Origin of the sequence: Methylibium sp. Root1272 (assembly GCF_001425905.1) — a bacterium.
Classification (GTDB): Bacteria; Pseudomonadota; Gammaproteobacteria; order Burkholderiales; family Burkholderiaceae_C; genus Methylibium.
The window spans coordinates 173,616-199,109 of record NZ_LMDY01000017.1 but is presented as its reverse complement, the minus strand read 5'-3'; the positions used below and the strand labels follow the sequence as shown (position 1 = coordinate 199,109).

The 25,494-nt window shown below is 71.0% G+C and carries 22 protein-coding genes; 6 read left to right on the top strand and 16 right to left on the bottom strand.

The features are described from left to right. Window position 1: 1 nt before the first annotated feature. The 10 genes from ASC67_RS18005 to ASC67_RS17960 all read right to left on the bottom strand — a co-directional run bounded on the left by ASC67_RS18005 (window position 2) and on the right by ASC67_RS17960 (window position 11,313). Window positions 2–1,276 carry a hypothetical protein gene (locus tag ASC67_RS18005; RefSeq protein ID WP_056325003.1) on the bottom strand — a complete coding sequence of 425 codons (1,275 nt, stop codon included), beginning with the start codon at window positions 1,274–1,276 and terminating at the stop codon, window positions 2–4. Beyond that, window positions 1,273–3,213, bottom strand: a complete 1,941-nt coding sequence (locus ASC67_RS18000; protein WP_056325000.1) for a nucleoside-diphosphate sugar epimerase/dehydratase — start codon at window positions 3,211–3,213, stop codon at window positions 1,273–1,275. Before ASC67_RS18000 ends, ASC67_RS18005 begins: the two co-directional genes overlap by 4 nt. 28 nt (window positions 3,214–3,241) lie before the next feature. Further along, window positions 3,242–3,847: a sugar transferase gene (locus ASC67_RS17995; RefSeq protein ID WP_056324998.1), complete on the bottom strand. Its 606-nt coding sequence runs from the start codon at window positions 3,845–3,847 to the stop codon at window positions 3,242–3,244. A 17-nt stretch (window positions 3,848–3,864) separates the two neighbouring features. Further along, window positions 3,865–5,031: a DegT/DnrJ/EryC1/StrS aminotransferase family protein gene (locus ASC67_RS17990; protein WP_056324994.1), complete on the bottom strand. Its 1,167-nt coding sequence runs from the start codon at window positions 5,029–5,031 to the stop codon at window positions 3,865–3,867. Further along, window positions 5,028–6,356: a UDP-glucose/GDP-mannose dehydrogenase family protein gene (locus ASC67_RS17985; protein WP_056324990.1), complete on the bottom strand. Its 1,329-nt coding sequence runs from the start codon at window positions 6,354–6,356 to the stop codon at window positions 5,028–5,030. The genes ASC67_RS17990 and ASC67_RS17985 overlap by 4 nt, the downstream gene beginning before the upstream one ends. A 19-nt stretch (window positions 6,357–6,375) precedes the next feature. Beyond that, window positions 6,376–7,095, bottom strand: a complete 720-nt coding sequence (locus ASC67_RS17980; RefSeq protein ID WP_056324988.1) for a class I SAM-dependent methyltransferase — start codon at window positions 7,093–7,095, stop codon at window positions 6,376–6,378. After that, complete coding sequence (locus tag ASC67_RS17975; RefSeq protein ID WP_056324985.1) at window positions 7,092–8,114, bottom strand: glycosyltransferase family 2 protein; 1,023 nt, start codon at window positions 8,112–8,114, stop codon at window positions 7,092–7,094. The genes ASC67_RS17980 and ASC67_RS17975 overlap by 4 nt, the downstream gene beginning before the upstream one ends. 16 nt (window positions 8,115–8,130) lie before the next feature. Continuing rightward, a complete protein-coding gene (locus ASC67_RS17970) occupies window positions 8,131–9,225 on the bottom strand; it encodes a glycosyltransferase (RefSeq protein ID WP_056324982.1) in 1,095 nt (364 codons plus the stop codon). Between the two features lie 220 nt (window positions 9,226–9,445). Continuing rightward, the gene (locus tag ASC67_RS17965; protein WP_056324979.1) at window positions 9,446–10,042 is read right to left on the bottom strand and encodes an acyltransferase; all 597 of its coding nucleotides are present in this window, start codon (window positions 10,040–10,042) and stop codon (window positions 9,446–9,448) included. Further along, window positions 10,039–11,313 carry a lipopolysaccharide biosynthesis protein gene (locus tag ASC67_RS17960; protein WP_056324976.1) on the bottom strand — a complete coding sequence of 425 codons (1,275 nt, stop codon included), beginning with the start codon at window positions 11,311–11,313 and terminating at the stop codon, window positions 10,039–10,041. The genes ASC67_RS17965 and ASC67_RS17960 overlap by 4 nt, the downstream gene beginning before the upstream one ends. A 168-nt stretch (window positions 11,314–11,481) precedes the next feature. Between ASC67_RS17960 and lysS the strand changes: the two genes are divergently transcribed. The 3 genes from lysS (at window position 11,482) to ASC67_RS17945 (ending at window position 15,295) form a co-directional block, all read left to right on the top strand. Beyond that, window positions 11,482–13,008 carry a lysine--tRNA ligase gene (gene lysS, locus ASC67_RS17955; protein ID WP_056324973.1) on the top strand — a complete coding sequence of 509 codons (1,527 nt, stop codon included), beginning with the start codon at window positions 11,482–11,484 and terminating at the stop codon, window positions 13,006–13,008. 310 nt (window positions 13,009–13,318) lie between these two features. Further along, window positions 13,319–14,839, top strand: a complete 1,521-nt coding sequence (locus ASC67_RS17950) for an aldehyde dehydrogenase family protein (RefSeq protein ID WP_056324970.1) — start codon at window positions 13,319–13,321, stop codon at window positions 14,837–14,839. 72 nt (window positions 14,840–14,911) lie between these two features. After that, window positions 14,912–15,295 (top strand): DUF779 domain-containing protein, encoded by a 384-nt coding sequence (locus ASC67_RS17945; protein WP_056324967.1) that lies wholly within the window; start codon window positions 14,912–14,914, stop codon window positions 15,293–15,295. Here ASC67_RS17945 and ASC67_RS17940 read toward each other — a convergent pair. Continuing rightward, window positions 15,286–16,074, bottom strand: a complete 789-nt coding sequence (locus ASC67_RS17940; RefSeq protein WP_056324949.1) for an enoyl-CoA hydratase — start codon at window positions 16,072–16,074, stop codon at window positions 15,286–15,288. The genes ASC67_RS17945 and ASC67_RS17940 overlap by 10 nt on opposite strands. 146 nt (window positions 16,075–16,220) lie before the next feature. Here ASC67_RS17940 and ASC67_RS17935 point away from each other — a divergent pair, with 146 nt between their 5' ends. Then, window positions 16,221–16,703, top strand: a complete 483-nt coding sequence (locus tag ASC67_RS17935) for a hypothetical protein (protein WP_056324946.1) — start codon at window positions 16,221–16,223, stop codon at window positions 16,701–16,703. Between the two features lie 31 nt (window positions 16,704–16,734). Here ASC67_RS17935 and ASC67_RS17930 read toward each other — a convergent pair whose 3' ends face one another. The 5 genes from ASC67_RS17930 to ASC67_RS17910 form a co-directional block, all read right to left on the bottom strand. After that, window positions 16,735–17,883: a DUF3108 domain-containing protein gene (locus ASC67_RS17930; protein ID WP_082536106.1), complete on the bottom strand. Its 1,149-nt coding sequence runs from the start codon at window positions 17,881–17,883 to the stop codon at window positions 16,735–16,737. Between the two features lie 10 nt (window positions 17,884–17,893). Next, a complete protein-coding gene (locus tag ASC67_RS17925) occupies window positions 17,894–19,609 on the bottom strand; it encodes a M61 family metallopeptidase (RefSeq protein WP_056324941.1) in 1,716 nt (571 codons plus the stop codon). 25 nt (window positions 19,610–19,634) lie between these two features. Next, window positions 19,635–20,096 (bottom strand): DUF3429 domain-containing protein, encoded by a 462-nt coding sequence (locus tag ASC67_RS17920; protein WP_056324938.1) that lies wholly within the window; start codon window positions 20,094–20,096, stop codon window positions 19,635–19,637. A gap of 73 nt (window positions 20,097–20,169) precedes the next feature. Further along, a complete protein-coding gene (locus ASC67_RS17915) occupies window positions 20,170–20,910 on the bottom strand; it encodes a DsbC family protein (RefSeq protein WP_056324935.1) in 741 nt (246 codons plus the stop codon). A gap of 35 nt (window positions 20,911–20,945) precedes the next feature. Further along, window positions 20,946–22,064, bottom strand: a complete 1,119-nt coding sequence (locus ASC67_RS17910; protein ID WP_056324931.1) for an FAD-dependent monooxygenase — start codon at window positions 22,062–22,064, stop codon at window positions 20,946–20,948. An 89-nt stretch (window positions 22,065–22,153) separates the two neighbouring features. Here ASC67_RS17910 and ASC67_RS17905 point away from each other — a divergent pair, with 89 nt between their 5' ends. Together ASC67_RS17905 and ASC67_RS17900 are read left to right on the top strand one after the other, a co-directional pair. After that, window positions 22,154–24,631 (top strand): AsmA family protein, encoded by a 2,478-nt coding sequence (locus ASC67_RS17905; RefSeq protein WP_056324926.1) that lies wholly within the window; start codon window positions 22,154–22,156, stop codon window positions 24,629–24,631. Window positions 24,632–24,635: 4 nt separating this feature from the next. Further along, the gene (locus ASC67_RS17900; RefSeq protein WP_056324923.1) at window positions 24,636–25,487 is read left to right on the top strand and encodes an MOSC domain-containing protein; all 852 of its coding nucleotides are present in this window, start codon (window positions 24,636–24,638) and stop codon (window positions 25,485–25,487) included. The last annotated feature ends 7 nt before the right edge of the window (window positions 25,488–25,494 follow it).

The following is a 25,494-nucleotide window of genomic DNA, read 5'->3' as shown; positions in this document are numbered from 1 at the left end:
GTCAGGCAGGCGGCGCAGCCCCGGACAGCCGGGCCGCATCGTAGTGCGTCGCCACGATGTCCCGCGTCAGTGCCAGGTCCTCGGCGCTGTAGGCCCACACGTCGCCCGGTGCCTGGCAGTGTCGCAGCACGGCCGTGCGGAGTGCTCGCCCGGCCACCGGGTCGTCGGGCCGCGCCGCTGCCGCGGTGAGCTGCTGCGCAAAATCTTCGCGGTTCACCCTCGTCACGCTCGCATGGCCGGTGTAGAAGCTGTCGGCAAAGCACAGCACAGGCTTGCCGTGGATCGCCGCCTCGAAGCCCACATTCGAGTTGAGGCAGACAAACACGACGGGGCGCTCGTGAAAGCGAGCCAGGTTTCCGCCGATCCACCGTGCACCGGTCGGCATGCGGTAATCGCGCACGTCCATCGGATGCTTCTTCACCAGCAGTTGCGCCTCGGGGAGCACGGCCCGCAGCTGCCTGGCCACGAAGTCGATGAACTCCTGGTTGTGCTTGAAGGGCGAATACATGACGAACTGCGAGTCCGTCGGCAGTTGGAGTGGCAGCACCACCACCGGGCCGTCGATCGGCGGCGGCTCGGCGACATGCGCCAGCGGCAGTTCGGGATGCTCCGCGCCGAATTGCTTGAGGGCGATGCGCAGATAGTTGAAGAAGTGGTAGCTCTTGTGCTGCATCGGCCGGCGTTGCGGCTGCAGCGAACTGAGCAGCCCATTGAGCGCCATGAAGCCGACGAAGCGCAGCTTCAGCCAGGGCTCGACCGCACGGCGCGGCGGCAACTCGAAGGGCGTGATCGCCTCGAGCACGGGCGATTGCAGCGCCTGCCTCAGGCAGAAGCGCGCATTCAGCCCCTGCGTGCTGAGGCTCGCCGTGCGATAGCGGAACGCGCCGCGCTCGAAGAACACGCAGACGACGCCCAGCGCCTGCGCCGCCACGTGCGCCGCCTGCGAGAACGGCCGGGCATCGGAAAACACCAGGCAGATGTCGACGCGTTCGGCAACGAAGCGCTCCTTGAACCACTCGACCGCGTGAGAGAAGGCGCGCCCGAATTCTGGCGAGCCGGACTGCGCCCAGCCCGCCCGCTCGAAGGCCTGCGGCAGGACATGCTCCTGCGCCGGCGCGCCCGGCTCCCAGACCTGGGCGCGGTCGCCCCCCGCGTACAGGCGATAGGCCGGACAGGACAGCAGGGCAATGACGCTGCCGCCCGAAGGCTGAGCCAACCGCGCCGCCAGCTTGTGGAAGTAGCGGCTGTACGGAGGGTCGAGATAGGCGACATTCATGCCGAGCGTTCTATGCGAGGGTCAACAGGAAAAAGCACGTCACCCGAGGAAGCGGCCGCGCTGGTGTCGCCGACAGCCTGGTACTCGGGCACTGCGCACATCAGCTGCCGTCGCACCTCGTCGGCCGTCGCGCTCTCCGGATGCAGCGCCCGGTCGACCAGCGCCGACACGCGCGACACGTCGGCCTCGATGCGCGCGATCAGCAACCGCGCGATCGGCGTGGGCAGCGTGTGGTCGGCGTCGGCCAGCAGTTCCTCGTAGAGCTTCTCGCCGGCGCGCAGGCCGCTGTACACGATGCCGATCTCGTCGACCGTGTGGCCCGCCAGCCGGATCAGGTCGCGCGCCAGGTCGACGATGCGCACCGGCTCGCCCATGTCCAGCACGTACACCTGTCCGGTCTCGCCGATCGCCGCCGCCTGCACCACCAGCCTCGCGGCCTCCGGGATGGTCATGAAATAGCGCGTGATCTCGGCGTGGGTCACCGTCACCGGGCCGCCCTTGGCAATCTGCTCCTTGAACTTGGGGATCACGCTGCCGCTGGAGCCGAGCACGTTGCCGAAGCGCACGGCCATGAAGCGCGTCGCATGGCCCTGCGAGGCCAGGTGAGAGATCACCATCTCGGCGGCGCGCTTGGTCGCACCCATCACGTTGGTCGGGTTCACTGCCTTGTCGGTGCTGATGAGCACGAAGCGTTCCGCGCCGGCTCGCGCCGCCTCGCTGGCCGCCTGCCAGGTGCCCAGCGTGTTGTTCTGCAGCGCCGCCCAGGCGTTGTGCTCCTCCATCAGCGGCACGTGCTTGTAGGCCGCGGCATGGAACACGATCTGCGGCTGCCAGCGGGCCATCACGTGCCGCAGGTGCGCGGCGTTCTTCACGTCGCCGATCAGGCGCACCAGCGGCAGCGCGGGGAAGCTGTCGCTCAGCGCCTGCTCGATGGTGTACAGGTTGAACTCGCTCAGCTCGTACAGCACCAGCATCGACGGCCCGTAGCGCGCCACCTGCCGGCACAGCTCGCTGCCGATGCTGCCGCCGGCGCCGGTGATCATCACGCACTTGCCCTTCAGGCACTCCGAGATGCCGGCTTCGTCCAGCACCACCGGCTCACGGCCCAGCAGGTCGTCCGGCTCGATGTCACGCACCCGGCTGACGGCGGCGCCTTCCAGCAGCTCCTCGGCCGAGGGCACGGTGAGCACCGGCAGGCCGGTCTCGGCGGCCAGGTCGATCACGCGGCGGCGCGCCGAGCCGCGCAGCGAGGGCATGGCGATGATGACGTGGCTGATGTCGAGCAGCCGCACGTGCTCGACCACGCTCGCCAGCGGGCCGATCACCGGCACGCCGCCGATGCGGGCGCGCTGCTTGGCCGGGTGGTCGTCCAGCAGGCCCGCCACCACCCAGCCCTGGTGCTGCAGGCCGGCCAGCAGCAGGCGCGCCGCGTCGCCCGCGCCGAGCACCAGCGCCCGGCGCGTCTCGCGGGCGCTGCCGGAAATGCGGGCACGCAGGTGTTCATAGAGCATGCGGTAGGCGATGCGCACGCTGGCCAGGCCCATCAACGCGACGATCGGGTGCAGCGCCAGCACCGCACGCGGGATGGCGCGCAGCTCGGCCCACATCACCACGCCGGCAGCCAGCCCGCCGGCCAGCACGCAGGCGATCGTCAGGCGCTTGATCTCGCCGAAGCCGGAGAAGCGCCACATGCCGCGCGGCACGCGCAGCAGCAGGAACACCGCCACGTAGAGAACCACGATGCCCAGCAACACCCAGCCGTCGTAGCCGGGCCGCGCACTGAGCCAGCGCTCGAAGCCGAGCCGGAACAGGTAGGTGAACTGCCAGCAGACGGCGATGACCGCGGCGTCGATCAGCAGCGCCAGCCGCTCGCGATGCGGGCGCACGCGGCTCAGCCGAGCGTCGAGCCAGTGCCACACGGAAGGCGTCGGGGTCATGAAGGGCGGGAAGACGGCACGGCAGCGATTATCGTTTTCCGCTTCCCAGCAGCAGTTTCACCGAGCGCCACAGCACGCACAGGTCGGACGCGGTCGACGCGCGGTCCGCGTAGTCGGCGGCCAACTGCAGCTTGCGCGGCAACAGCACCTCGACGTACTCGCGCTCGGGGTCGGCGGCCTGGGCCAGCAGCGCACTCTCGTCCAGGTGGGCCAGCGAGGCCGGATCGGTGATGCCGGGCCGCACCGCCAGCACGCGCTCGCGCAGCGCCGCCGGGTACTGCGCCACGTAGCGCGGCAGCTCGGGCCGCGGGCCGACGACGCTCATGTCGCCGTACAGCACGTCGATCAGCTGCGGCAGCTCGTCGAGCCGGCGCTCGCGCAGCCAGCGGCCCACGCGCGTGATGCGGGCGTCGTCGCCCACCGTGAGCGCCGGGCCGCGCAGCGGCGCGTCTGCCACCATGGTGCGGAACTTGTGGATGCGGAACGGCCGGCCGAGGCGCCCCACGCGCTCCTGGCGGAAGAACACCGGCCCGGGGGTGTCGAGCCGGATCGCCAGCGCGGTCAGCAGCAACAGCGGCGACAGCAGCAGCAGGCCGCCCACCGCGAACACCAGGTCGACCAGTCGCTTGGCCATGCCGGCGCCGCGCGCGATCAGCCCCGCAGCAGCAGCTGCCGCACGGCCGCGATCACGCGCTCGATGTCCGCCTCGCTCATCTTCGTGTACAGCGGCAGGCTCAGCATGCGCTCGTAGGCGTGCTGGCTGTGGGGAAACTGCGCTGCATCCAGGCCGTAGCGCTCGCGCCAGTACGGGTGCAGGTGCAGCGGGATGTAGTGCACGCTGACGCCGATGCCCAGCTCGAACAGCCGCTCGATGAAGCGGTCGCGCGCGAGCGGCGCGTCGTCGGTCAGCCGCAGCACGTAGAGGTGCCAGGCGTGCAGGTCGCCCGCGGCGGGTTCGGGCGGCAGCTGCACCGGCAGGTCGGCGTACGCCGCGCGGTAGCGCTGCGCGATCGCGGCGCGCCGCTGCTGGAAACCGCGCGCTCGCTTGAGCTGGTGGATGCCCAACGCTGCGGCGATGTCGGTCAGGTTGTACTTGTAGCCCGGCGCGACGATCTCGTAGTGCCAGCTCGGCGCTTGGGCCGTGAAGCGGTCGAAGGCGTCGCGGCTGATGCCGTGCAGGCGCATCACCTTCACGCGCTTCGCGAGCTCGGGGTCGCGCGTGACGACCATGCCCCCCTCGCCGGTGGTGATGGTCTTGTTGGCGTAGAAGCTGAACACCGTGGCGTCGCTCGCCAGCGTGCCGACCAGTGCGCCGCCGCAGGTGGTGGGCAGCGCGTGCGCCGCGTCCTCTACCACCTTCAGGCCGTGCCGGCGCGCAATGGCGAGGATCGCGTCCATGTCCACCGCCAGACCGGCGTAGTGGACCGGGATGATGGCCTTGGTGCGTGGCGTGATCGCCGTCTCGACTGCGGCCGGGTCGATGTTCAGCGTGGCCGGATCGATGTCGACCAGCACCACGTCGGCACCGAGGTAGCGCACCACCTCCGCCGTCGCGGTGAAGGTGTGGGTGGTGGTGATGACCTCGTCGCCCGGGCCGATGCCCAGCGCCTCGAGCGCGAGGTGCAGGCCAGCGGTGGCGGAATTGACCGCGATGGCCTGCAGCGACGGATCGCCCAGGAAGGCTGCGAAGTCCTGCTCGAAGCGCCGCGCCTTCGGTCCGGTGGTGACCCAGCCCGACCGCAGCGTGTCGACGACCTCGGCGATCTCCTCGTCGCCGATCTCGGGCAACGCGAACGGCAGGAAGGGCGGTGCCGTCATGGATTCGGGCGTCCGATCGCGTGGTACTCGATGCCGAGTTCCTTCATCAGCGCCGGCTCGAACAGATTGCGTCCGTCGAACACCAGCGGCGTGCGCAGCGTGGTCCGGATCGCATCGAAATCGGGACTGCGGAACTCCTTCCACTCGGTCACGATCACCAGCGCGTCGGCCCCCTTCAGCGCGGCCACCGCCGAGTCGGCGTAGCTCAGTCCCGCTTGGCCGGGCATGGCACGGCGGGCCTCCACCATCGCCACCGGGTCATAGGCCGTGACCTGGGCCCCCGCCGCGGTGAGTCGCTCGATCAGCACGCGGCTCGGCGCCTCGCGCATGTCGTCGGTACCGGGCTTGAAGGCCAGGCCCCAGAGCGCGAAGCGCTTGCCGCTCAGATCGCTGCCGAAACGGGCGACGATCTTGTCACCCAGCACCTGCTTCTGGCGCTCGTTGACCGACTCCACGGCACTCAGCAGTTCGAGCTCCTGACCCGCCTCGCTCGCCGAGCGGATCAGCGCCTTCACGTCCTTCGGGAAGCACGATCCGCCGTAGCCGCAGCCGGCGTAGAGGAACTGCGTGCCGATACGCGGGTCGCTGCCGATGCCCTGGCGCACCAGCTCGATGTCGGCCCCCACCGCCTCGGCAACGCGCGACAGTTCGTTCATGAAGCTGATGCGGGTCGCGAGCATGGAGTTCGCGGCGTACTTGGTGAACTCGGCGCTCTTCAGGTCCATCACGAGCACGCGGTCGCGGTTGCGCACGTAGGGCGCGTAGAGCGAACGCATCAGCAGGATGGCGCGCTCGTCGTCGGCGCCGATCACCACGCGGTCGGGGCGCATGAAGTCGGCCACCGCGGCGCCCTCCTTCAGGAACTCGGGGTTGCTGACGACAGCGAACTCGAGCTTCACGCCGCGCGCCGCCAGCGCTGCATCGATGGCCGCGCGCACCTTGTCGGCGGTGCCGACCGGCACCGTGCTCTTGTCGATGACGACCTTGTAGTCGGTCATGCGCTCGCCGATCGCGCGTGCCGCCGCCACCACGTACTGCAGGTCCGCCGAGCCGTCCTCGTCGGGCGGCGTGCCGACGGCGATGAACTGCAGCGTGCCGTGCGCGACCGCGCGATCGACGTCGGTGGTGAATTCCAGCCGCTTCGCCGCGGCGTTGCGCTGGACCACCTCTTCCAGCCCCGGCTCGTGGATCGGGATGCCGCCGGCATTGAGCATCTCGATCTTGCGTGCATCGAGGTCCAGGCACAGCACGTGGTTGCCCATTTCGGCCAGGCACGCGCCGGTGACCAGTCCGACATAGCCGGTACCCACCACGGTGATCTTCATCGCAAACACCCTCTCCAGTTCATCGATCCTTGACCAGCCATGCCATGCGGTGGGTGCGCAGCAGCGGCAGCACGGCGTTCGTCCAGGCCGGCAGCCCGGCATGCAGCCGCGCGGCGGCGCGCGCCAGCGGCGGAGCCAGGGTCAACCGCCGCACCGTGCAGCGCGCCTGCGGAAACAGCGCGCGAACCTGCGCCGTGGACACGCCCCGGACGTCGGCGTTGCGCGGATTGTCGACCGCGAAGTCGTAGTGCAGGACCCCGCCACCAGGCCGCACCCACCGCCAGATTGTCGCAGCCAGCCGTTGCCGGGTCGCGTCGTCCAGCAGCGAGGAAAACACCGTGAACAGCAGCACCGCGTCCTGGCTCTCGGGCGCCACGTGGGCGCGCGTGGCATCGCCCTCGATCAGTCGCACGGCGCTCGGCAGCACGGCGCGGGCCGCGACGACCCGATCCGCCTGCAACTCGATCCCCGCCAACCGGCCCGGCTCGGCCCCCAGCCGCAGCAGGTCGAGCAGGTTGCCCCCGGCGCCGCAGCCGACCTCGAGCAGGTCGCGCCCCGTCAGATCCGCCCAGCCGTGCGCACGCCACAGCGCGACCATCGCGCGCAGGCGCTCCTGCTGGGCCTGCAGCGCGGCGGCATCGAACAGGCCATAGCGCCGCGCATCGGCCCGTGGGTCGCGGCGGGCATAACGCTCGGCAACAGCCCGGGCCTCGTCGTCGTCCTCGACCAGCGGGCTCATCGGGTCAGCGTGCCGAAGGCGGGCGACGGCGAGCGGCCGCGCAGCACGTCGAACCAACCGCACAGCGTGCCGAGGCCGTAGCCAGCGTGGTAGGTCGCGATCACCAGCGGCAGGCGCAACAGCAGCTCGTAGCCCTCGTCACGCGCGATGGCCAGCGACACGGCCAGCACGTACACGCCGTACAGGTTGCCCAGCAGCACGGCGCCTCGGCCGGCAGCCGGCCACACCAGACCCAGCAGCGCCGACAGGGCGAGCGCCGCGACGAAGGCGCCCGGCGCCAGCTGGCGCAGCGCCGCCGCCTGCCCATGCTTGCGCATCACGAAGGGCTTCCAGTAGCCGTATTGCAGTTGCTGCCGGAACAACTGGCCCAGCGTCTCGCGCGGGCGGTAGGCCGACACGATGCGCGCGCTCTGCCAGACCACCGCGCCGCGGCGCGTGAGACGCAGGTTGTGCTCGTCGTCCTGGTTGCGCACCAGGTCCTCGTCGAACAGGCCGTAGCGGTCGAAGGTGGCTCGCGGCCAGCAGCCGAGGTAGACGGTGTCGACCGGGCCTTCGTGGTCGAGCGCGCGCGAGCGCGCCCCGCCCGTGACCCAGCGCGACTGGAAGGCCGCCGCGACGGCCTCCTGGGTGGCGCCCTCGCCTTCGGCGCGCCACGGACCGCCGACATTCGCCGCGCCGGTGCGATCCAGCGCGGCCAGGCACTCGACGATGTAGTCGCTTTCGTAGCGGGTGTGGAGATCCATGCGGACGATGACCTCGCCACGCGCGCGCTCGATGCAGCGGTTCAGCCCGCTCGAGACGATGCGCCGCGGGTTGTCGATCATCGCGAAGCGCGGGTCGGCCGCACAGCGCTGCGCCAGCAGGTCGCGCGTGCCGTCGTCGCTCATGCCGTCGGCCACCAGCACCTCGAGCGCCACGCCCTCCGGCAGCTCCTGCGCGGCCACCGCGTCGCAGAAGGCCACCACATGTGCCCGCTCGTTGCGGCAGGGGGCGATCACGCTGATGCGACGCTGGTTCATCGAGAGGCCTTTCTGTTCATGCGGTCGGCGCCGGCGCCCTCAGCCGCAGCGAATCGTAGAGCGCCGCCATGCGATCCATCTGCACCCGGCGCGACGCGCGCTGCACCGCCAGCTCACGGTTGCGCTGGCCTTCACCGCGAGCGAGATCGGGCTCGTCATGCAGCCGCAGCAGGGCCGCGGCCAGCGCACTCGGGTCGCGCGCCGGGACGATGAGATCGGTGTCGCCGGCGATCCACTGCCGGTTGGCGGGCAGGTCGCTCGCCACCACCGGCAGGCCGCAGGCCATCGACTCGAGCAGCGAGACCGAGGTCGCGTCGCTGCTCGGCACGCTGAGCGACACGCGCGAGCGCTGCAGCGTTGCGATCATCGCCGCGTCGCCCACCCGCCCCAGGAAACGCACCGATTCCGCCGGCAGCGCCAGCTCGGCGGCCAGCGCCTTCAGCGCTGCCTCGTCGGGCCCGCCGCCGAGCAGGTGCAGCGTGGCGTTGGCCTGCGGACGCACCGCGCGCAGCCGCGCGAAGGCGCGCAGCACGGTGTCGATGTTGTAGTTGGCCTCCCAGCTGCGCAGGCTGGTGATCTCGAAATCGGCGGCCGGCTTGCCGGGGCGGAAGCGGTCGGTGTCGGCACCCCACAGCACCTCCTCGCAGCGCGCCGTGACGCCGTAGCGGCGGATCTCGGCCAGCATGTCCTGCGAGTCGGCGGTGATGAGCCGCGCGCGCTTGAGCGACCAGCCCACCAGCGCCGTCATCGCGCCGCCGCGCAGGCCCGGTGCGCGCGGCGTGACCAGGATGTCGGAGCCCCAGGCCGTCAGCACGCGCGGCACCTGCGCGCCCAGCGAGCAGGCCGCCGCCCACAAGCCATAGGAGGTGACGTAGTGACCGTGCAACCACTGCGGCGACAGCCGGCGCGCGAGGCGCTGCACCTCGGGCAGCGCGAGGAACCAGCCCGCGCCGTCGCCGCCGGGCCGCACCGCGATCACGTCGCTGGCGCCCGGCACCTCGGCCGGGCGGCGCGTGAGCACCACGCAGTCGAAGCCGCGGTCGGCAATCTCGCGCACCCAGCGCTGCGTGTGCAGGTTGCTCGCGTCGGCGAAGAACAGGATGCGTTTCATGACGACACCCCGCTCGCMGCGTACGGCAAGCGACCCTCCGTGAGGGTCGGGCCTTGCTTGGGGCGGCCCGGCGCTACGGCCCGCGGCATTGACGACACCCCGCTCGCAGCGTACGGCRAGCGACCCTCCGYGAGGGTCGGGCCTYGCTTGGGGCGGCCCGGCGCTGCGGCCCGCGGCATTGACGACACCCCGCTCGCCGCGATGATCGCCACTGAAGGTCTCACGCGTCTTCCCCGCGCGCCCAGGCTTCGTAGGCCAGCCGCGCCGGCTCTCCGTAGCTGGCCTCGTGCTGCTCGATCCACGCCCGGTCGAGCTCGCGCGTGTCGCCCACCACCCGCGCCGGCTGGCCCTCGACGACGGCGAAGGCCGGCACGTCGCCGCTCACGTAGCTGCCGGCCTTGACCAGCACGCCGCGGCCGAGCGTGCTGCCGGGCGCGATCACGCTGTGCGGCCCGATGAAGCTCCAGGCACCCAGCGCCACCGGCGCGCGCTGCACGCCGGCCGGCGCCGCGTGGCCCCAGTAATGCTCGCGCTCCAGGCGCAGTGCCAGGTGGCTGGAATGCGTCAGCACCGAGACGAAGTTCGTGATCTGGCAGCCTTCGTCGATGCGCAGGCCGCCCGAGGCGTCGATGAAATTGAACTGCCCGATGAACACGTGGTCGCCCAGCACGAGCCGTTCGCGGGCCTCCACGTGGGTGTGGCTGCCGATGCGGCTGTGGGCCCGCCAGCTGCCGTCGGCGCTGCGCACGCCATAGACCATGCGAGGCGCGACGAGGCGCTGCCAGAGGCCGATCAGGGGTCGTGTCAAGCCGTTCATGCCGGCCCGGATTGTGGCTCGCGCCGGCCGCCGAACAAGGCCGTCCAGGGCAACTTGGTATCGCGAAGAAACAGCGCCAGCGCGACCACGATCGCCACGCCGTAGGCCAGCGAGGTCGCGAGCGCCGCGCCCGCCGCCCCGTGGCGCGGGATGCTCCAGGCCGCGATGGCCAGCGTGAGCGTGAGCGACAGGCCGGCGATGCCGGCCGACCACTGCGGCCGGCCGCGGTGGTTGGTGTAATAGGCCGACAGGCTGGACGCCGCGGCGTAGCCCGCGATGCCCGGCAGCAGCAGCGCCAGCGGCAACACCGCGCCGGCATAGTCGGGACCCAGCACGGCCGGCAGCGCGAACGCGGCGCCCGCGTACAGCAGCGGCGCCGCCAGCAGCGTCGCGAGCAGGTTCACCTGCACCGCGCGCAGGGTGGTCCACGCGGCCTGCTGCGCGTCGGGCGCGCCGATGCGGTGGTAGGCCGACACGGTGACGGCCGACGACAGCAGCCACAGCAGCTCGGCCACCTGCACCGCCACCGAGTAGACGCCCGTCTCGGCAAGCCCGCCGTGGCGCTCCAGCAGGAACAGCGTGGCGCGGTAGTTCAGCAGGCTCACCAGGTTGGTCGCGCCGATCGTCGCAACGAAGCGCCACCGATCGCGCAGCACGCCGGGCTGCGGCGCGGCCGGGCCGGCATCGTGCCGTGCGGCCCATCCGGTGCCGATGCCGACCAGTGCCTTGCCGAGCACCCAGGCTGCCAGCACCGCGAGCACGGTCGGCGCGGTGCCCGCCGGCGGCCACACGGACCCTGCGGCCAGCAGCAGCGCCAGCACGAGGGCCGGCGCCGCCACCTGCGGCACGTTGAGCGGGCCCATGCGCCCCTGGCCCAGCCACAGGCCGCTGGCGGTCGGCACCAGCAACAGGAAGGGCGCGGCCAGCGCGAGCAGCCACAGGTGGCGGTAGGGCACCGCCTCCGCCCACGCCGACACGACCAGCAAGCCCGCGGCAGCCGCCAGACCCAGCCCCAGCGCCGCGCGCAGCAGCGCAGCGAGCAGCGGTGCCGGCGGCGCCTCGCGGTGCGACACCTCGCGCGCCAGCAGCAGGCCCAGCCCGGAGAACAGCGTCAGCAGCGCGGCCTCGACCGCGACGAACAGCGCGAACGCCCCTTGCACCGCCGGCCCGAGCCGGGCCACCGTGACCAGGATGGCCAGGCCGAGCAGCACCGCGGCGAGGCGCGCCGCCAGGTTCAGGGCGGCGCCACGGGCGAGCGAGCGTGGGGGCATCGGGGCGGTCGGCAGCGAGGAAGGGCGGCGACCGATTGTCGGGGACGACGCTGCCTCCGCCGGCCCCGGCCCGGGGTTCCGGCCGCCGGGACGGAGCCAGTCTCTAAAATCCGCCGCTTGCCTGCCGCGTGCGCCCTGCCCGCGTGCCGGCACTCCCAGGACCGACTCATGACCACCACGCCCCCGAACGCCGCCGCGCCCGGCACCGACGACAACCAGCTGATCGCCGAACGCCGCGAGAAGCTCGCGGCGCTGCGCGCGCAGGCCAAGGCCACCGGTGGCGCGGCCTTCCCCAATGATTTCAAGCCGGGCGACCATGCCGTCGACCTGCACCGCCTGCATGAGGGCAAGACCGCCGAGGAGCTGGAGGCGCAGGCGATCCCGGCCCGCATCGCCGGGCGCATGATGCTCAAGCGCGTGATGGGCAAGGCCTGCTTCGCGACGGTGCAGGACGGCTCGGGCCGCATCCAGCTCTATGTCACCTCCGACGCCGTCGGGCCGGAGGCGCTGGCCGCCTTCAAGCACTGGGACCTGGGCGACATCCTCGGCGCCGAGGGCACGCTGTTCAAGACCCGCACCGGCGAGTTGAGTCTCAAGGTGAGTGCGATCCGCCTGCTGACCAAGAGCCTGCGGCCGCTGCCCGACAAGTTCCACGGCATGGCCGACCAGGAGCTCAAGTACCGCCAGCGCGAGGTCGACCTGATCATGGACGAAGCCTCGCGCGAGCGTTTCCGTGCGCGCAGCAAGGCCGTGAGCTCGATCCGGCAGTTCATGGTCGAGCACGGCTTCCTCGAGGTCGAGACGCCGATGCTGCACCCCATCCCCGGCGGCGCGAACGCCAGGCCCTTCGTGACCCATCACAACGCGCTCGACCAGCAGATGTTCCTGCGCATCGCGCCCGAGCTCTACCTGAAGCGCCTGGTGGTGGGCGGCTTCGAGCGGGTGTTCGAGATCAACCGCAACTTCCGCAACGAGGGCGTGTCGGTCCGGCACAACCCCGAGTTCACGATGATGGAGTTCTACGCGGCCTACTGGACCCATCACGACCTGATGGACTTCACCGAACAGATCCTGCGCCACGCCGCGCGCAAGGCGGTGGGCACGGCGCAGCTCAGCTACGGTGGACAGGCGGTCGACCTGGAGGCGCCGTTCGCGCGGCTGAGCGTGCGTGACTCGCTGGTCGCCCATGCCGGGCTGAGCGCGGCCGAGGCCGTCGACCCGGGCGTGCTGCGCGCGAAGCTCGAGGCCCATGGCGAGAAGGTACCGGCGCAGCGGTCGCTCGCCGAACTGCAGTTCGGCCTGTTCGAGGCGGCGGTCGAAGAGAAGCTGTGGCAGCCGACCTTCATCGTCGACTACCCGGTCGAGGTGTCGCCGCTGGCCCGCGCGTCCGACAGCGACCCGGCCATCACCGAGCGCTTCGAGCTCTTCATCACCGGCCGCGAGTTCGGCAACGGCTTCTCGGAGCTCAACGACCCCGAGGACCAGGCCGCCCGCTTCGCGGCCCAGGCCTCGAACAAGGACGCCGGTGACGAGGAGGCGATGTACTTCGACGCCGACTACATCCGCGCGCTCGAGCACGGCCTGCCGCCCACCGGAGGCTGCGGCATCGGCATCGACCGCCTGATGATGCTGTTGACCGACTCGCCGAACATCCGCGACGTGATCCTGTTCCCCGCGCTGCGGCGCGAGGGCTGAACCGAGCGGCGCGCGCCGCAGCGTGGCGTCGACGCAGACTCTCCCTATGCAGTCGATCGCATAGGTCGACCGCCTGCGCGCCTGCTCCGCTGTTGCTCCACCAGGTAGCAAGTGACGCCGCCGCCGCCTCGGATGGCGCAGCCGGTAGCAATCCTTCTTCGCGATTACTGCAATGGATCGGTCGTTGCGCGGCCCCCTGTGCCGCGTGGCACGAACCCTGCCCTGTCAGACGGCAAGGCAACGGGCGCGCGGCAAATGCAGCGCGGTCCGACCGATGGCTCGCTCATCCCACTTTCTTTGGAGACACCCCATGCGCTACGCCAATCCCGGCTCGTCCGATTCCAAGGTCGCTTTCAAGGCCCAGTACGACAACTTCATCGGCGGCAAGTTCGTGGCGCCCGTGAAGGGACAGTATTTCGACGTGATCACGCCGATCACCGGCAAGACCTACACGCGTGCGGCCCGCTCCGGCCCCGAGGACATCGAGCTGGCGCTCGATGCCGCCCACGCCGCCGCCGACAAGTGGGGCCGCACCTCGGCGGCCGAGCGCGCCAACGTGCTGCTGAAGATCGCCGACCGCATCGACGCCAACGTGGAGCTGCTGGCCTACGCGGAATCGGTGGACAACGGCAAGCCGATGCGCGAAACGCTCAACGCCGACATCCCGCTGAGCGCCGACCACTTCCGCTACTTCGCCGGCTGCGTGCGCGCCCAGGAAGGCGGCGTCAGCGAGATCGACGAGACCACGGTGGCCTATCACTTCCATGAGCCGCTCGGCGTCGTCGGCCAGATCATTCCCTGGAACTTCCCGATCCTGATGGCCGCGTGGAAGCTCGCGCCGGCCCTGGGCGCGGGCAATTGCGTGGTGCTGAAGCCGGCCGAATCGACCCCCGTGAGCATCCTGGTGCTGGCTGAGCTGATCGCCGACCTGCTGCCCCCGGGCGTGCTCAACATCGTCAACGGCTTCGGCCGCGAGGCCGGCATGCCGCTGGCCACCAGCAAGCGCATCGCCAAGATCGCATTCACCGGCTCCACCTCCACCGGCCGCGTGATCGCGCAGGCCGCAGCCAACAGCCTGATCCCGGCCACGCTGGAACTCGGCGGCAAGTCCCCCAACGTCTTCTTCGCCGACGTGATGGACAAGGACGATGCCTTCCTCGACAAGGCGATCGAAGGCCTGGTGCTGTTCGCGTTCAACCAGGGCGAGGTCTGCACCTGCCCGTCGCGCGCCCTGATCCACGAATCGATCTACGACAGCTTCATGGAGCGTGCGCTCAAGCGCGTGGCCGCGATCAAGCAGGGCAGCCCGCTAGACACCGACACGATGATCGGCGCGCAGGCCTCGAAGGAACAGCTGACCAAGATCCTGTCCTACCTCGACCTGGGCAGGCAGGAAGGCGCGCAGGTGCTGATCGGCGGCCAGCAGGCCCAGATGAGCGGCGACCTCGACGGCGGCTACTACGTGCAGCCGACGATCTTCAAGGGCCACAACAAGATGCGCATCTTCCAGGAAGAGATCTTCGGGCCGGTGCTAGCCGTGACCACCTTCAAGGACGAAGCGGAAGCCCTCGCCATCGCCAACGACACGCTGTACGGCCTGGGCGCCGGCGTGTGGAGCCGCAACGGCAACGTGGCCTACCGCATGGGCCGCGCCATCAAGGCGGGCCGCGTGTGGACCAACTGCTACCACGCCTACCCCGCGCACGCCGCCTTCGGTGGCTACAAGGAGTCGGGCATCGGCCGCGAGAACCACAAGGTCATGCTCGACCACTACCAGCAGACCAAGAACCTTCTCGTCAGCTACAGCGAGAACAAGCTCGGCTTCTTCTGATCGCGAAGCCGGCGCTGCGCCTGCAAACCAGAGGGGGTGGGCATCCACCCCCTTTTTCAATGGGTGACCCACATGGTTGAAAAAGTCATTGCCACACCCGCGACGGTCGAGCTCATCGAGCTGCTCAAGCAGAAACATGGCGAGCTCATGTTCCACCAGTCGGGTGGGTGCTGCGACAACAGCGCCGCCAACTGCTACCTGCCCGGCGAGCTCACCATCGGCGCCGGTGATGTGTACCTCGGCGACATCGGCGGCTGCCCGTTCTACATCAGCAAGTCACAGTACGAATACTGGCGCCACACGCAGCTGATCATCGACGTGCTCGACGGCCACGGCGGCGGCACCTTCTCGCTCGAAGGGCCGGAAGGCAAGGCCTTCCACACGCGCTCGCGGCTGTTCACCGACGAAGAGTTCGCACAGATCCTGGACGACGAACGCGCGGCAGCTCAGCGGTGACGGAAGACCGGCTTGCGCTTGTTCGCGAACGCGTCCATGCCTTCCTTCTGATCCTCGGTGCCGAACAGCGACTGGAACATGCGCCGCTCGAACCACACGCCGTCGGACAGCGGCGACTCGTAGGCGCGGTTCACGCACTCCTTGGCCACCAGGATGGCCGGCAAGCCCATCGCGCCGATCGCATCGGCCGCCTCCTGGGCCTCCGCCAGCAGGCGCTCGGCCGGCACCACGCGTGACACCAGTCCGGCGCGCTCGGCCTCGGCAGCGTCCATCATGCGTGCCGTCAGGACCAGGTCCATCGCCTTGGCCTTGCCCACCGCGCGCGGCAGGCGCTGCGTACCGCCGGCGCCGGGAATGATGCCGAGCTTGATTTCCGGCTGCCCGAAGCGCGCCGTGTCCGCGGCGATGATCAGGTCGCACATCATCGCCAGCTCGCAGCCGCCGCCCAGCGCGTAACCGGCCACCGCCGCGATCACCGGCTTGCGCACGCTGCGCACCGCCTCCCAGTTGCGGGTGATGAAGTCGCGCTTGTAGGCGTCCATGTAAGTCTGAGAGGCCATGCCGCCGATGTCGGCGCCAGCCGCGAAGGCCTTCTCGCTGCCCGTGATGACCACGCAGCCGATGGCGTCGTCGGCGTCGTAGGCCCGCAACGCATGCCCCAGTTCGTCCATCAGCGCATCGTTGAGCGCATTCAGCGCCTTGGGCCGGTTCAGGGTGATCCAGCCGGTCTTCAGCGCGGCGCTGCCGCGCACTTCGGTCAGCAGATGCTGGTAGTCCATGTCGGAGGGTCCTTTCGCAGTAGGCGCCACTGTAACGGCCAGGGGCGTGCTGTCTTGCGCAGTTGTCTCGCTGCCGGCGTCCGGGCCTGCCCACGGCCACGACAACTTACGATAGGCTTACATTCTTGCGAGGCCCGCAGGAACGCATGAGCACCATCTACCGCAAGACGGAACAAGGTCGCACCGAGATCGCCACCCGCGCCCAGCGGTTGGCGCCGCGTCTGAGACAAGCGCTGATCCTCATCGACGGCAAATGCTCGGACGACGAGCTGCGCAAGCTGATCCCTGCGCCGGCAGACGACATCCTGCACGCGTTGCTGGAGCAGGGCTACATCGAAGTGATCTCCGTCACCGCGGTGCATGTGGTGCTGCCCGCCAAGGAAGTCCGGCCCCCGGTCAACGCCGTGGTGCTGACGCCCGGCGAGACGCGGCAGCGCGCCGTGCGCTGGATGAGTTCCCACCTTGGCCCCTACGCCGATTCGATGAACCTGCGCGTCGAGAAGGCCAAGACGCCCGAAGCGTTGCAGGCCGCGCTGGCACTGGCAGGCAACGTCGTGCGGCAGCAGCTCGGCGAGGCGAAGGCCCAGGAGTTCGAGCAGCACGTCGGCCTTGCGCCCACCGGCCACTGAGGCCGGCAGATCGCTGCGGCCCGCGCGCCGGTCAGCGCAGCGCCGATCCGCCAATCGGCTCGTCGGCCGCCTGCTGCGGCAGGCGTTCGATCATCAGGTCGATGAATTCATCGGCCCCGCGTCGGATCACGATGCGCACCGGCAGGTACTGGAGGCTGGGAGCGAACCAGGCCTCGATGCTGAGCGAACTGGCGTCGCCTTCCCGCTGCGGCCGCAGGTGCCATGCCGGCACCGGGCCGAACGGGGTGGCCAGCGCCTCCTCGCCGATCACGTCGTACACCCACCGATCCACGCGCCGCGGCAGCGCCAGCGGCATCTCGATGCGTCCACCGGGATGCAGGCGCTCGGCACCGGTGGTGAACAGGTAGGTCAGTTGCACGAACTGGCTGGCGGTGTCCTGCAGCGCCGGCAGGCCGGGATGGCGCTGGCCGTTGGCGAGCGTCACGCCGTCGGCGTCGAAGCGCAGGCTGGCCGTTCGCGTGCGGCCGAAAGCCACCTGAGTCTGCTCGTCGTAGCGGCGTGGCACCAGGCCTTGCGGGGTGATCTCGCCGTCGCTCGTCATGCGCCGCTGCATCAGCGGTGCGAAGCCCGGCCCGACCACCACATCCAGGTGCACCTGGTAGCGATCGCCGTCGCGCAGCCACTCGACCTGTGCGGTGCCGAGCACCTCTCCGCGCACGTAACCGGTGAGCGTGTAGCTCAGGCGGGTCGACGCCGGCCAGGCGAAGGCGGGTTCCCCCGGCGGTGGGCTGCCGGGCGCGCTCGCCGCGGCTTCGCCGACCGCCGCCGGCGCAGCGCCATCGGCCAGCGCAGGCGTCGACTCGGACGCGGCCGCTTCGGGCGCGGAGGCCGGCGCTGACGCCACTTCGGCGATCGGCTCGACCGGCTCGGCTTGCGGCGCCGACGCCGGGATCGCCACCGGCGCAGCCGCGGGGGCTGGTGCCCGGCGCCGCGGTGGCGCTGCCGGTGTCGGCGCAACGACCGGCGGGGCCTCCTGCTGCAGTTCGCGAACGAAGGCGGCTTGCAGCCTTGGCGGTCTGTCCGCGGCCTGCGAGTTCTCGCCGAGCAGCGCACCGACGCGATCGGCCAGCCACAGGTGCAGCAGCAGCGTGAGGCCAACCAGCAGCACGAACACGCCGCGCCGCACCGAGCGGCGCGGACGCTGCGGTACCGACCTCACGGCCGGGCGGTCAGGCGCCGCCGAGCCAGGCGTGGCGGCGCGCCCGGCCCACGGCGTCGGCCTGAGCTTGCTGGACCAGCGTCACGGCGCCGCTGGCCCGCGCCGCCGGCAGCGTCAGTTCGAGCAGACGCTGGTCGCGTGCCGCCAGCAGCGGCATCGGGCGCTCGCAGGCCTGCAGGGCGCTCAGGTCGTCGATGCGCTTGAGGCGCCAGCCGTCGATTGCCACCAGCTCGTCGCCGGCCGCGAGCCCGGCGCGCTCGGCCGCGCCGCCACGCAGGACCGACTGCAGCTTCAGCAGGCCGCCGCTGTCGCTGAGCCGCGCGCCGAGCCGCTGCGCCAGCACGGGCGGCTCTTCGCTCCACGCCACGCCGAACTTCGCCAGCAGCGGCTGCAGCGGCAGTTCGCCGGTACCGTGCACCCAGGCGGCCAGTTCCCGCGCCAGCGAGCGGCCGCCGACCTCGGCCAACACCGCGGCGATGTCGGTCTCGGCGATCGGCCCGCCGCCGCTGCGCGCCCACAGGCCGCGCATCACGTCGTCGAGCGTGCCGGCGCCCTCGCTGCGCAGCGTCAGGTCGAGCGCCAGCGCGACCAGCGAGCCCTTGGTGTAGTAGCTGACGGTGGCGTTGACGGTGTTCTCGTCGGGCCGGTAGTACTTGACCCAGGCGTCGAAGCTGGCCTCGGCCACGCTCTGCACCGCGCGCCCCGGCGTGCCGAGCACGTTGTTGACCGTCTTGGCCAGCAGCTTGAGGTAGCGCGCCTCGTCGATCAGGCCGGTACGCCGCAGCACCAGGTCGTCGTAGTAGGACGTGAAGCCCTCGAAGAACCACAGCAGCTCGGTGTAGTTCTCGCGCGTGTAGTCGTAGCGCTCGAAGTCGCGCGGCCGCAGCCGCTTGACGTTCCACGTGTGGAAGTACTCGTGGCTGATCAGGCCCAGCAACGTCACGTAGCCGTCGCCCGCCGACTTCATGCCGCTGCGCGGCAGGTCGCGGCGGTTGGCGATCAGCGCGGTGCTGGCGCGGTGCTCCAGGCCGCCATAGCCGTCGTCGACCGCGTTGAGCAGGAAGACGTAGCGCTTGAACGGCGGCTTCTTGCCGCCATGCCAGAAGGCGATCTGCGCCTCGCAGATCCGCCGGGTATCGGCCAGCAGGCGCTCGCCGTCGAAGCTGGGCAGCGCACCGGCCACGATGAACTCGTGCGGCACCCCCGCCGCCTTGAAGCTGCCGCGCCAGAAGCGGCCCAGTTCCACCGGGTGGTCGACCAGCTCGTCGTAGTCGGCCGCTTCGTGCTCCCGGCCGACCGCCGGCAGCGCCGTCGCGACCTGCCAGCCGCGTGGCAGCTTGCCGATCCGCAGCCGGTGCGGCTCGTGCTCGCGGCCGTGCACACGCAGGAACATGCCAGTGCCGTTGAAAAAGCCGCGCCTGGCATCGAGATAGGCCGCGCGCACCGAGGGGTCGAAGGCGTAGACCACGTAGCTCACCACCAGCGCGGCGCGGCCGCGGCAGTGCGCCACCCAGCCGGCCTTGTCGGCCTGCACCAGAGGCACCGCGCGATCGCCCTGCCGGGCCTCGAGCTGGGACAGGTGACGGGCGAACTCCCGCACCAGGTAGCTGCCGGGGATCCACACCGGCAAGCTCAGCGCCTGCTCGGCGGCCGGCTGGGCCAGGGTGAGGGTGACGCGGAACTGGTGGGCCAGGGCATCGGCCACCTCGAGGCGGTAACGGATCATCGAGACGTCTTGTCCGGAAAGTGGCCTAGCTGCCGGCCGCGGCGATGAAGCAGCTGAGGCTGGCGACCGCGCTGAGCCGGAAGCGCAGCACCAGCCAGGCCCCCAGCCCGTGGGCCGGGTAGATGCGGCGGTCGACCGCATAGCAGACGACCAGCAGCGCACCGAGCAGCGCGAGGCCGGCATAGGGCGGCATCACCACGGCGATCCAGGCCAGCAGCATCGGCAGCACGGCCCAGGCGAACCGGCTCGGCGAGGGTACCCGCTGCCGCAGGCCCAGACCCCAGTGCACGCCACCGAGGAAGGACACGATCAGCGCCGCGTACTTGGCCAGCGCATCGGTCACGTAGGGGTGCGCATCCGGCCGCACCAGCCAGGTCAGCAGCGCGCCGAGCACGAAGGGGATCAGGCCGGCATAGCCGAGGCGCAGCGCCAGCGGGTGCGGAGGCAGGTTGACGTCGGCGGAGGAGGCAGATCCCACGGGGGCCATCGAGAAAGTTCGGAGCGCGGACGGATTGTCGCCGCAGCCGCGCACACGCGCTGCGGCACACCGCGCGACCGGCTCAGGACTTGCCGACGCCGGCGAGCTGCTTCTCGAGTTGCGGTGCCGTCAGCATGCCCGGCACGCGGGTGCCGTCCTCGAACACGATGGCCGGCGTACCGTTGACGCGGTGCTTGCGGCTGAGCTCGACGTTGCGTTCCACCGGCGACGCACAGGCGCCCAGCAGCTTGGGCGGCTGCACGTTGTCGACCATCCAGGCGCGCCACGCCGCCGAGGCGTCCTTGGCACACCAGATCGCGTTCGCCTTGTCCGGCGAATCGCCACCCAGGATGGGCAGCAGGAAGGTGTAGACCGTCAGGTCCTTGACGTTCGAGAGCTCCTTCTCGAAGCGCTTGCAGTAGCCGCAGTTCGGGTCGGCGAAGACGGCGATCTTGCGCGCGCCGGTGCCGGTCTTCCAGACCACCGCGTCCTTCAGCGGCAACGAGCCGAAGTCGATCGCGCTGAGCTTGGCGACGCGCTCCTCGGTGAGGTTGCGCTTGGTCTTCAGATCGAGGATCTCGCCGCGGATCAGGTAGGCGCCTTCGGCATCGGTGTAGAAGACGTCGTTGCCGATGCGCACCTCGAACAGGCCGGCGATCGGGGCCTTGTTGACCTCGTCGATCTTCGCGCTGCTGTTCAGCCGCTCGCCGAGCGCCTTGCGGATCGCCGCCTCCTGCGGCACCTGGGCCACGGCCGTCAGCGCGAGGGTGGTGGCGATGGCCGCGGCGGTGGCCGCCGCCAGCACGGCTGTCTTGAACTTCATGGTGATCCTCGGTACGAGCGGGTCGAGCGGGCCCGTCAGCCCCGCAACGCGCGGTCTGTGAGCCAGCGCTTGAGCACCGGCAAGTGATTCACGAGAGTCAGGCCGCGGTTGCGGAGTTCCTTGATCGGGGCGCTCTCGTGGGCAAAAAGTTGCAGCAGGCCATCGGTCACGCGGCCCATCGCCCAGGTGGGTGCGGCGCGGCGGCGCGCATAGCGGACCAGCAAGCGCTCGTCGCCCAGCGAACGCCAGGCCTCGCGCTGCTGGCGTTCGGCGATCACCGCGCACAGCGTGTCGACATCGGCCAGCCCCAGGTTCAGCCCCTGGCCCGCCAGCGGATGCACCACGTGGGCGGCGTCGCCCAGCAGCACCCAGCCGGGCCCGTGCCAGCGCGTCGCGCGTGCCAGCCGCAGCGGCCAGGCCGCGCGGGCGCCGCGCAGCTGCAGCCGGCCCGCCTGGCCTTGGCTGGCCTCGTTCAGCGCCTGCTCGAAGGCGCTGTCGTCCAGCGCCAGCAGTTCGGAGGCGCGCGCCTCCGGCAGCGACCAGACCAGGCCGTAGCCGCCCACCTCGTCCGGCAGGTCGAAGGGCAGCAGCGCCAGCACGTCGGGCGCGCGGAACCACTGGCGGGCGATGCCCTGGTGCGGCCGGTCGCTGGCCAGCCGCGCGGCGATCGCGCGCTGGCCGTAGTCGTGGCGTTCGACCTCGACGCCGAGCGCCTCGCGCTCGCGCGAATCCTTGCCCTCGCACAGCGCGATCAGCTCGGCCGGCGGCGCCTGGTCGAGCACGGCCACGTGCGGCGAGAAGCGCAGCGCGGTCGCCAGCTCGCGCTCCAGCGCGGCGGCGTCGACGATCCACGCCAGCTCGCCGACGCACTGCTGCCACGCGCTGAAGGCCAGCGTGCCGCCAGCATCGCCGGCCACCTGCATGTCGAGCACGCGGGTCGCGGCCGGCGGCGTGGCCGCACGCAGGACGTCCCAGACCCGCAACTGCTGCAGCAAGGCCACCGCACGCGCGCCGAGTGCGTAGGTGCGCACGTCGGGGCCCTCGGGCGCGGGTGCACCGGACAGCGCCACGCGCAGCCCCAGACGTGCGAGCGACAGGGCCAGGGCCTGCCCCACCGCACCGCGGCCCCGCACGCTCACGTCGAAATGCTTCATTGCGATTCACATTGTAGGGAGCCCCCTCGCCGCGCCAGGGCCGGCGGCACAATGCCCCGACCGCTTGATAACAGGCCCTAGCCCGCACCATGCCCGTCTGGCTCCGCCGCTCCCTGATCGCCCTGGCCGTGCTGCTGGGCCTGGCCGCGGCCGCCGCGGCCTACCTCGTCGCAAGCTTCGACCCCAATCGCTACAAGGGCTTGCTGATCGACTGGATGCGCGAGCACAAGGCCCGCACGCTGGCGATCGACGGACCGATCGGGCTGTCGGTCTTTCCCCGCCTCGAGGTGACGCTGCGCGACGTGAAGCTCAGCGAGCACCAGCGCCCCGACGAATTCGCGGCGCTGCAGGAGGCCACGCTCGCGGTGCAGGTGATGCCGCTGCTGAAGCAGCGGCTGGCGGTCGACCGCGTGTCGGCGCGCGGCGTGCGCGTGAACTACCGCCGCGACGCCGATGGCCGCCGCAACATCGACGACCTGCTGAGCCCTGCCACCGATGCGAAGGACGCTCCGGCGGCCGACGCCTCCTCCCAGGCGCTGGCGTTCGACATCAACGCGATCGAATTCAAGGACCTGCAGGCGACGGTGAAGGACGTGCCGCTGGGTCTCGACGGCCGCTTCGTGGTCAAGGAATTCAGTACCGGCCGACTGGCCGACGGCGCCGAGTCGCCGATCCGCTTCGTCGGTCAGGCCGCGCTGGCACAACCGAAGCTGAACGCCGACGTCGAACTCACCGGCCAGCTGAAGCTGAGCCTGCCGGCCGGCGCGCCCGCCAGCGTGGCGCTGCGCGACCTCGCGCTGTCGCTGCGCGGTGATGGTTTCGACGTGAAGCAGCTCGACGCCCGCCTCGCAGGCACGCTGGCCTACGACGGCCCGAGCGGCGCCCTGCAGGCCGACAAGCTCCGGCTCACGCTGTCGGGCGAACGCCTGGGCGTGGCGCTGAAGGACAGCACGGTGGCGCTCGACTCGCTGCGCTTCGACCCGCCGAAGCGCTCACTGCGACTCGACGCGCTCGACGTGACGCTGGCTGGCCGCCGCGGCGACGACCGCATCGCCGCCCAGCTCGCCTGGCCGAAGCTCGAGGTCGCGGGCGACGCGCTCAAGGGCAGCGCCTTGAAGGGCAGCGCCTCGCTCCAGGGCGGGCCGGCGGTCGGCACGGTGCAGATGGACTTCGAATCGCAGGCGCCGAGTGGCAGCTTCGAACGCATCCGCGTGCCGGGGTTGCGGCTCGCCGTGAAGGGCAGCGGCGCCGGCCGCAGCGTGGCCGGCGAAGTGCGCAGCGACCTGACGCTGGTCCCGCAACCACTAGCCGCCGCGCTCGATGCGCTGTCGCTGAAGCTCGCCTTCACCGACCCGGCGCTGCCGCCCGTGAACCTTGCGTTGCAGGGCCAGGCGCAGGCCGGCGCCAAGGACGCGAGCTGGCGCTTCGACGGCGCGATCAACGATCAGAAGTTCACCGCCAGCGGCCGCGCCGACCTGTCGAAGCCGGTGCCCTATGTCGATGCCCAGGCCCGCTTCGCGGCGCTGGACCTGACGCGCTTCGTCGCGCCGTCGACCGGCAAGCCCGCGCCGCCCGGCGCCAAGCCCGGCGCCGACACCCCGATCGACCTCAGCGGCCTGAAGACGCTCGACGGCCGCTTCAGCCTGCGCGCCGGCACGCTGGTCTACCCACCCTACCGCGTCGCCGATGCGGCGCTGGAGGCCACGCTGGCCGGCGGCGTGCTACGGGTCAGCGACCTGAGCGGCCGGGCCTGGGGCGGGCGCTTCGCGGCGCAGGCCTCGGCCCAGGCGGCCGCCGACCCGAATGCGCAGCGCATCGGTTTGAAGCTCGACGCGGCCGACGTCGACATCGCCGCGCTGCTGACCGATGTGGCGCAGTTCAAGAAGCTCGAAGGCAAGGGCCGCGTGACGGCCGACGTCACGACGCAGGGCGCCAGCGTGCAGCGCCTGAAGCAGGCGCTCGACGGCAAGGCCGCGTTCCAGCTGCGCGATGGCGCGGTGCGCGGCATCAACCTCGCGAAGACGCTGCGGCAGTGGCGATCGGCGGTGACGCTGAACAAGGACGCCGTGCAGACTTCGAGCAACGAGGAGAAGACCGACTTCTCCGAGATCAGCGCCAGCTTCGACATCGCCGACGGCGTGGCGCGCAGCAAGGACCTGTCGGGCAAGAGCCCGTTCCTGCGTGTCGGCGGCGAAGGAATGGTGGACATCGGCCGCGGCCGCGTCGACTACCTCGCCAAGGCGACCGTCACCGGCACCACCGAAGGCCAGGGCGGCGCCGATCTCGCGCTCCTGAAGGGCGTGACCGTGCCGGTGCAACTGGTCGGCCCGTTCGAGGCGGTCGACTACAAGGTGCAGTGGTCGGCGGTGAGCGCCGAGCTGCTGAGCGGAGCAGCGCGCGGCGCGCTGGGCGACCGCGCCAAGGGGCTGCTGGGGGGCCTGCTGGGCGGCAGCGCCGCGCCGACGTCGGCCGCCAGTGGCGCCTCGGCGCCGTCCGCCAAGGAACAGACCAAGGACAAGGCGAAGGAGAAGGCCAAGGACGAGCTGAAGAAGCTGTTCGGGCGCTGATGCGATGAGTGATATCGATGTGACGATTGCCGGCCTGCACGTGCACCCGGTCAAGTCCTGCGCGGGCGTCAGCGTGCCGGAGGTGCTGCTGATCGAGACCGGCTTCGAGTTCGACCGCGCCTGGATGGTGGTCGACGCCGACGGCGAGTTCCTCAGCCAGCGCGAGCTGCCGCGCATGGCGCTGGTGAGCACCGAGCTGCGCCACAGCGAACTGGTGCTGCGCGCGCCCGGCATGCTGGCGCTGCACCTGGCGCTCGACACCGTGGAGACCGCAACGCGGGTGCGCGTGTGGGACGACGAGGTCGCCGCCTATGACATGGGCGACCTCGCCGCGCAGTGGTTCAGCGACTTCCTGCGCCAGCCGCTGCGCCTGGTGCGCTTCGACCCCGAACAGAAACGGCTCTCGAGCCGTGCCTGGACCGGCCCGCTCGAGGCCGAGAACGCCTTCAGCGACGGCTTTCCGATCCTGGTGATCTCCGAGGCCTCGCTCGAGGCGCTGAACCTGCGGCTGGCGGCCAGGGACCAGCCCCCGGTCACGATGCAGCGCTTCCGGCCCAACCTCGTGCTCGCCGGGCTCGACGCGCACGGCGAGGACCATCTCGACGAGATCACCTTCGACACCGCCGAGGGTCCGGTGCGCCTGAAGCTGGTGAAGCCCTGCCCGCGCTGCCCGATCCCGAATGTCGACCCCGCCACCGGCGTGCCGGGCCACGAACCGGGCGACACGCTGGCCGGCTACCGCGCCGACGAGCGCGTGGGCGGCGCGATCAGCTTCGGCATGAACGCGGTGATCGTCGAAGGCATCGAGTGCGTGCTGAAGGTCGGTCAGGCGGGCGGCGCGAGCATCCGGTTCTGAGCCGCGG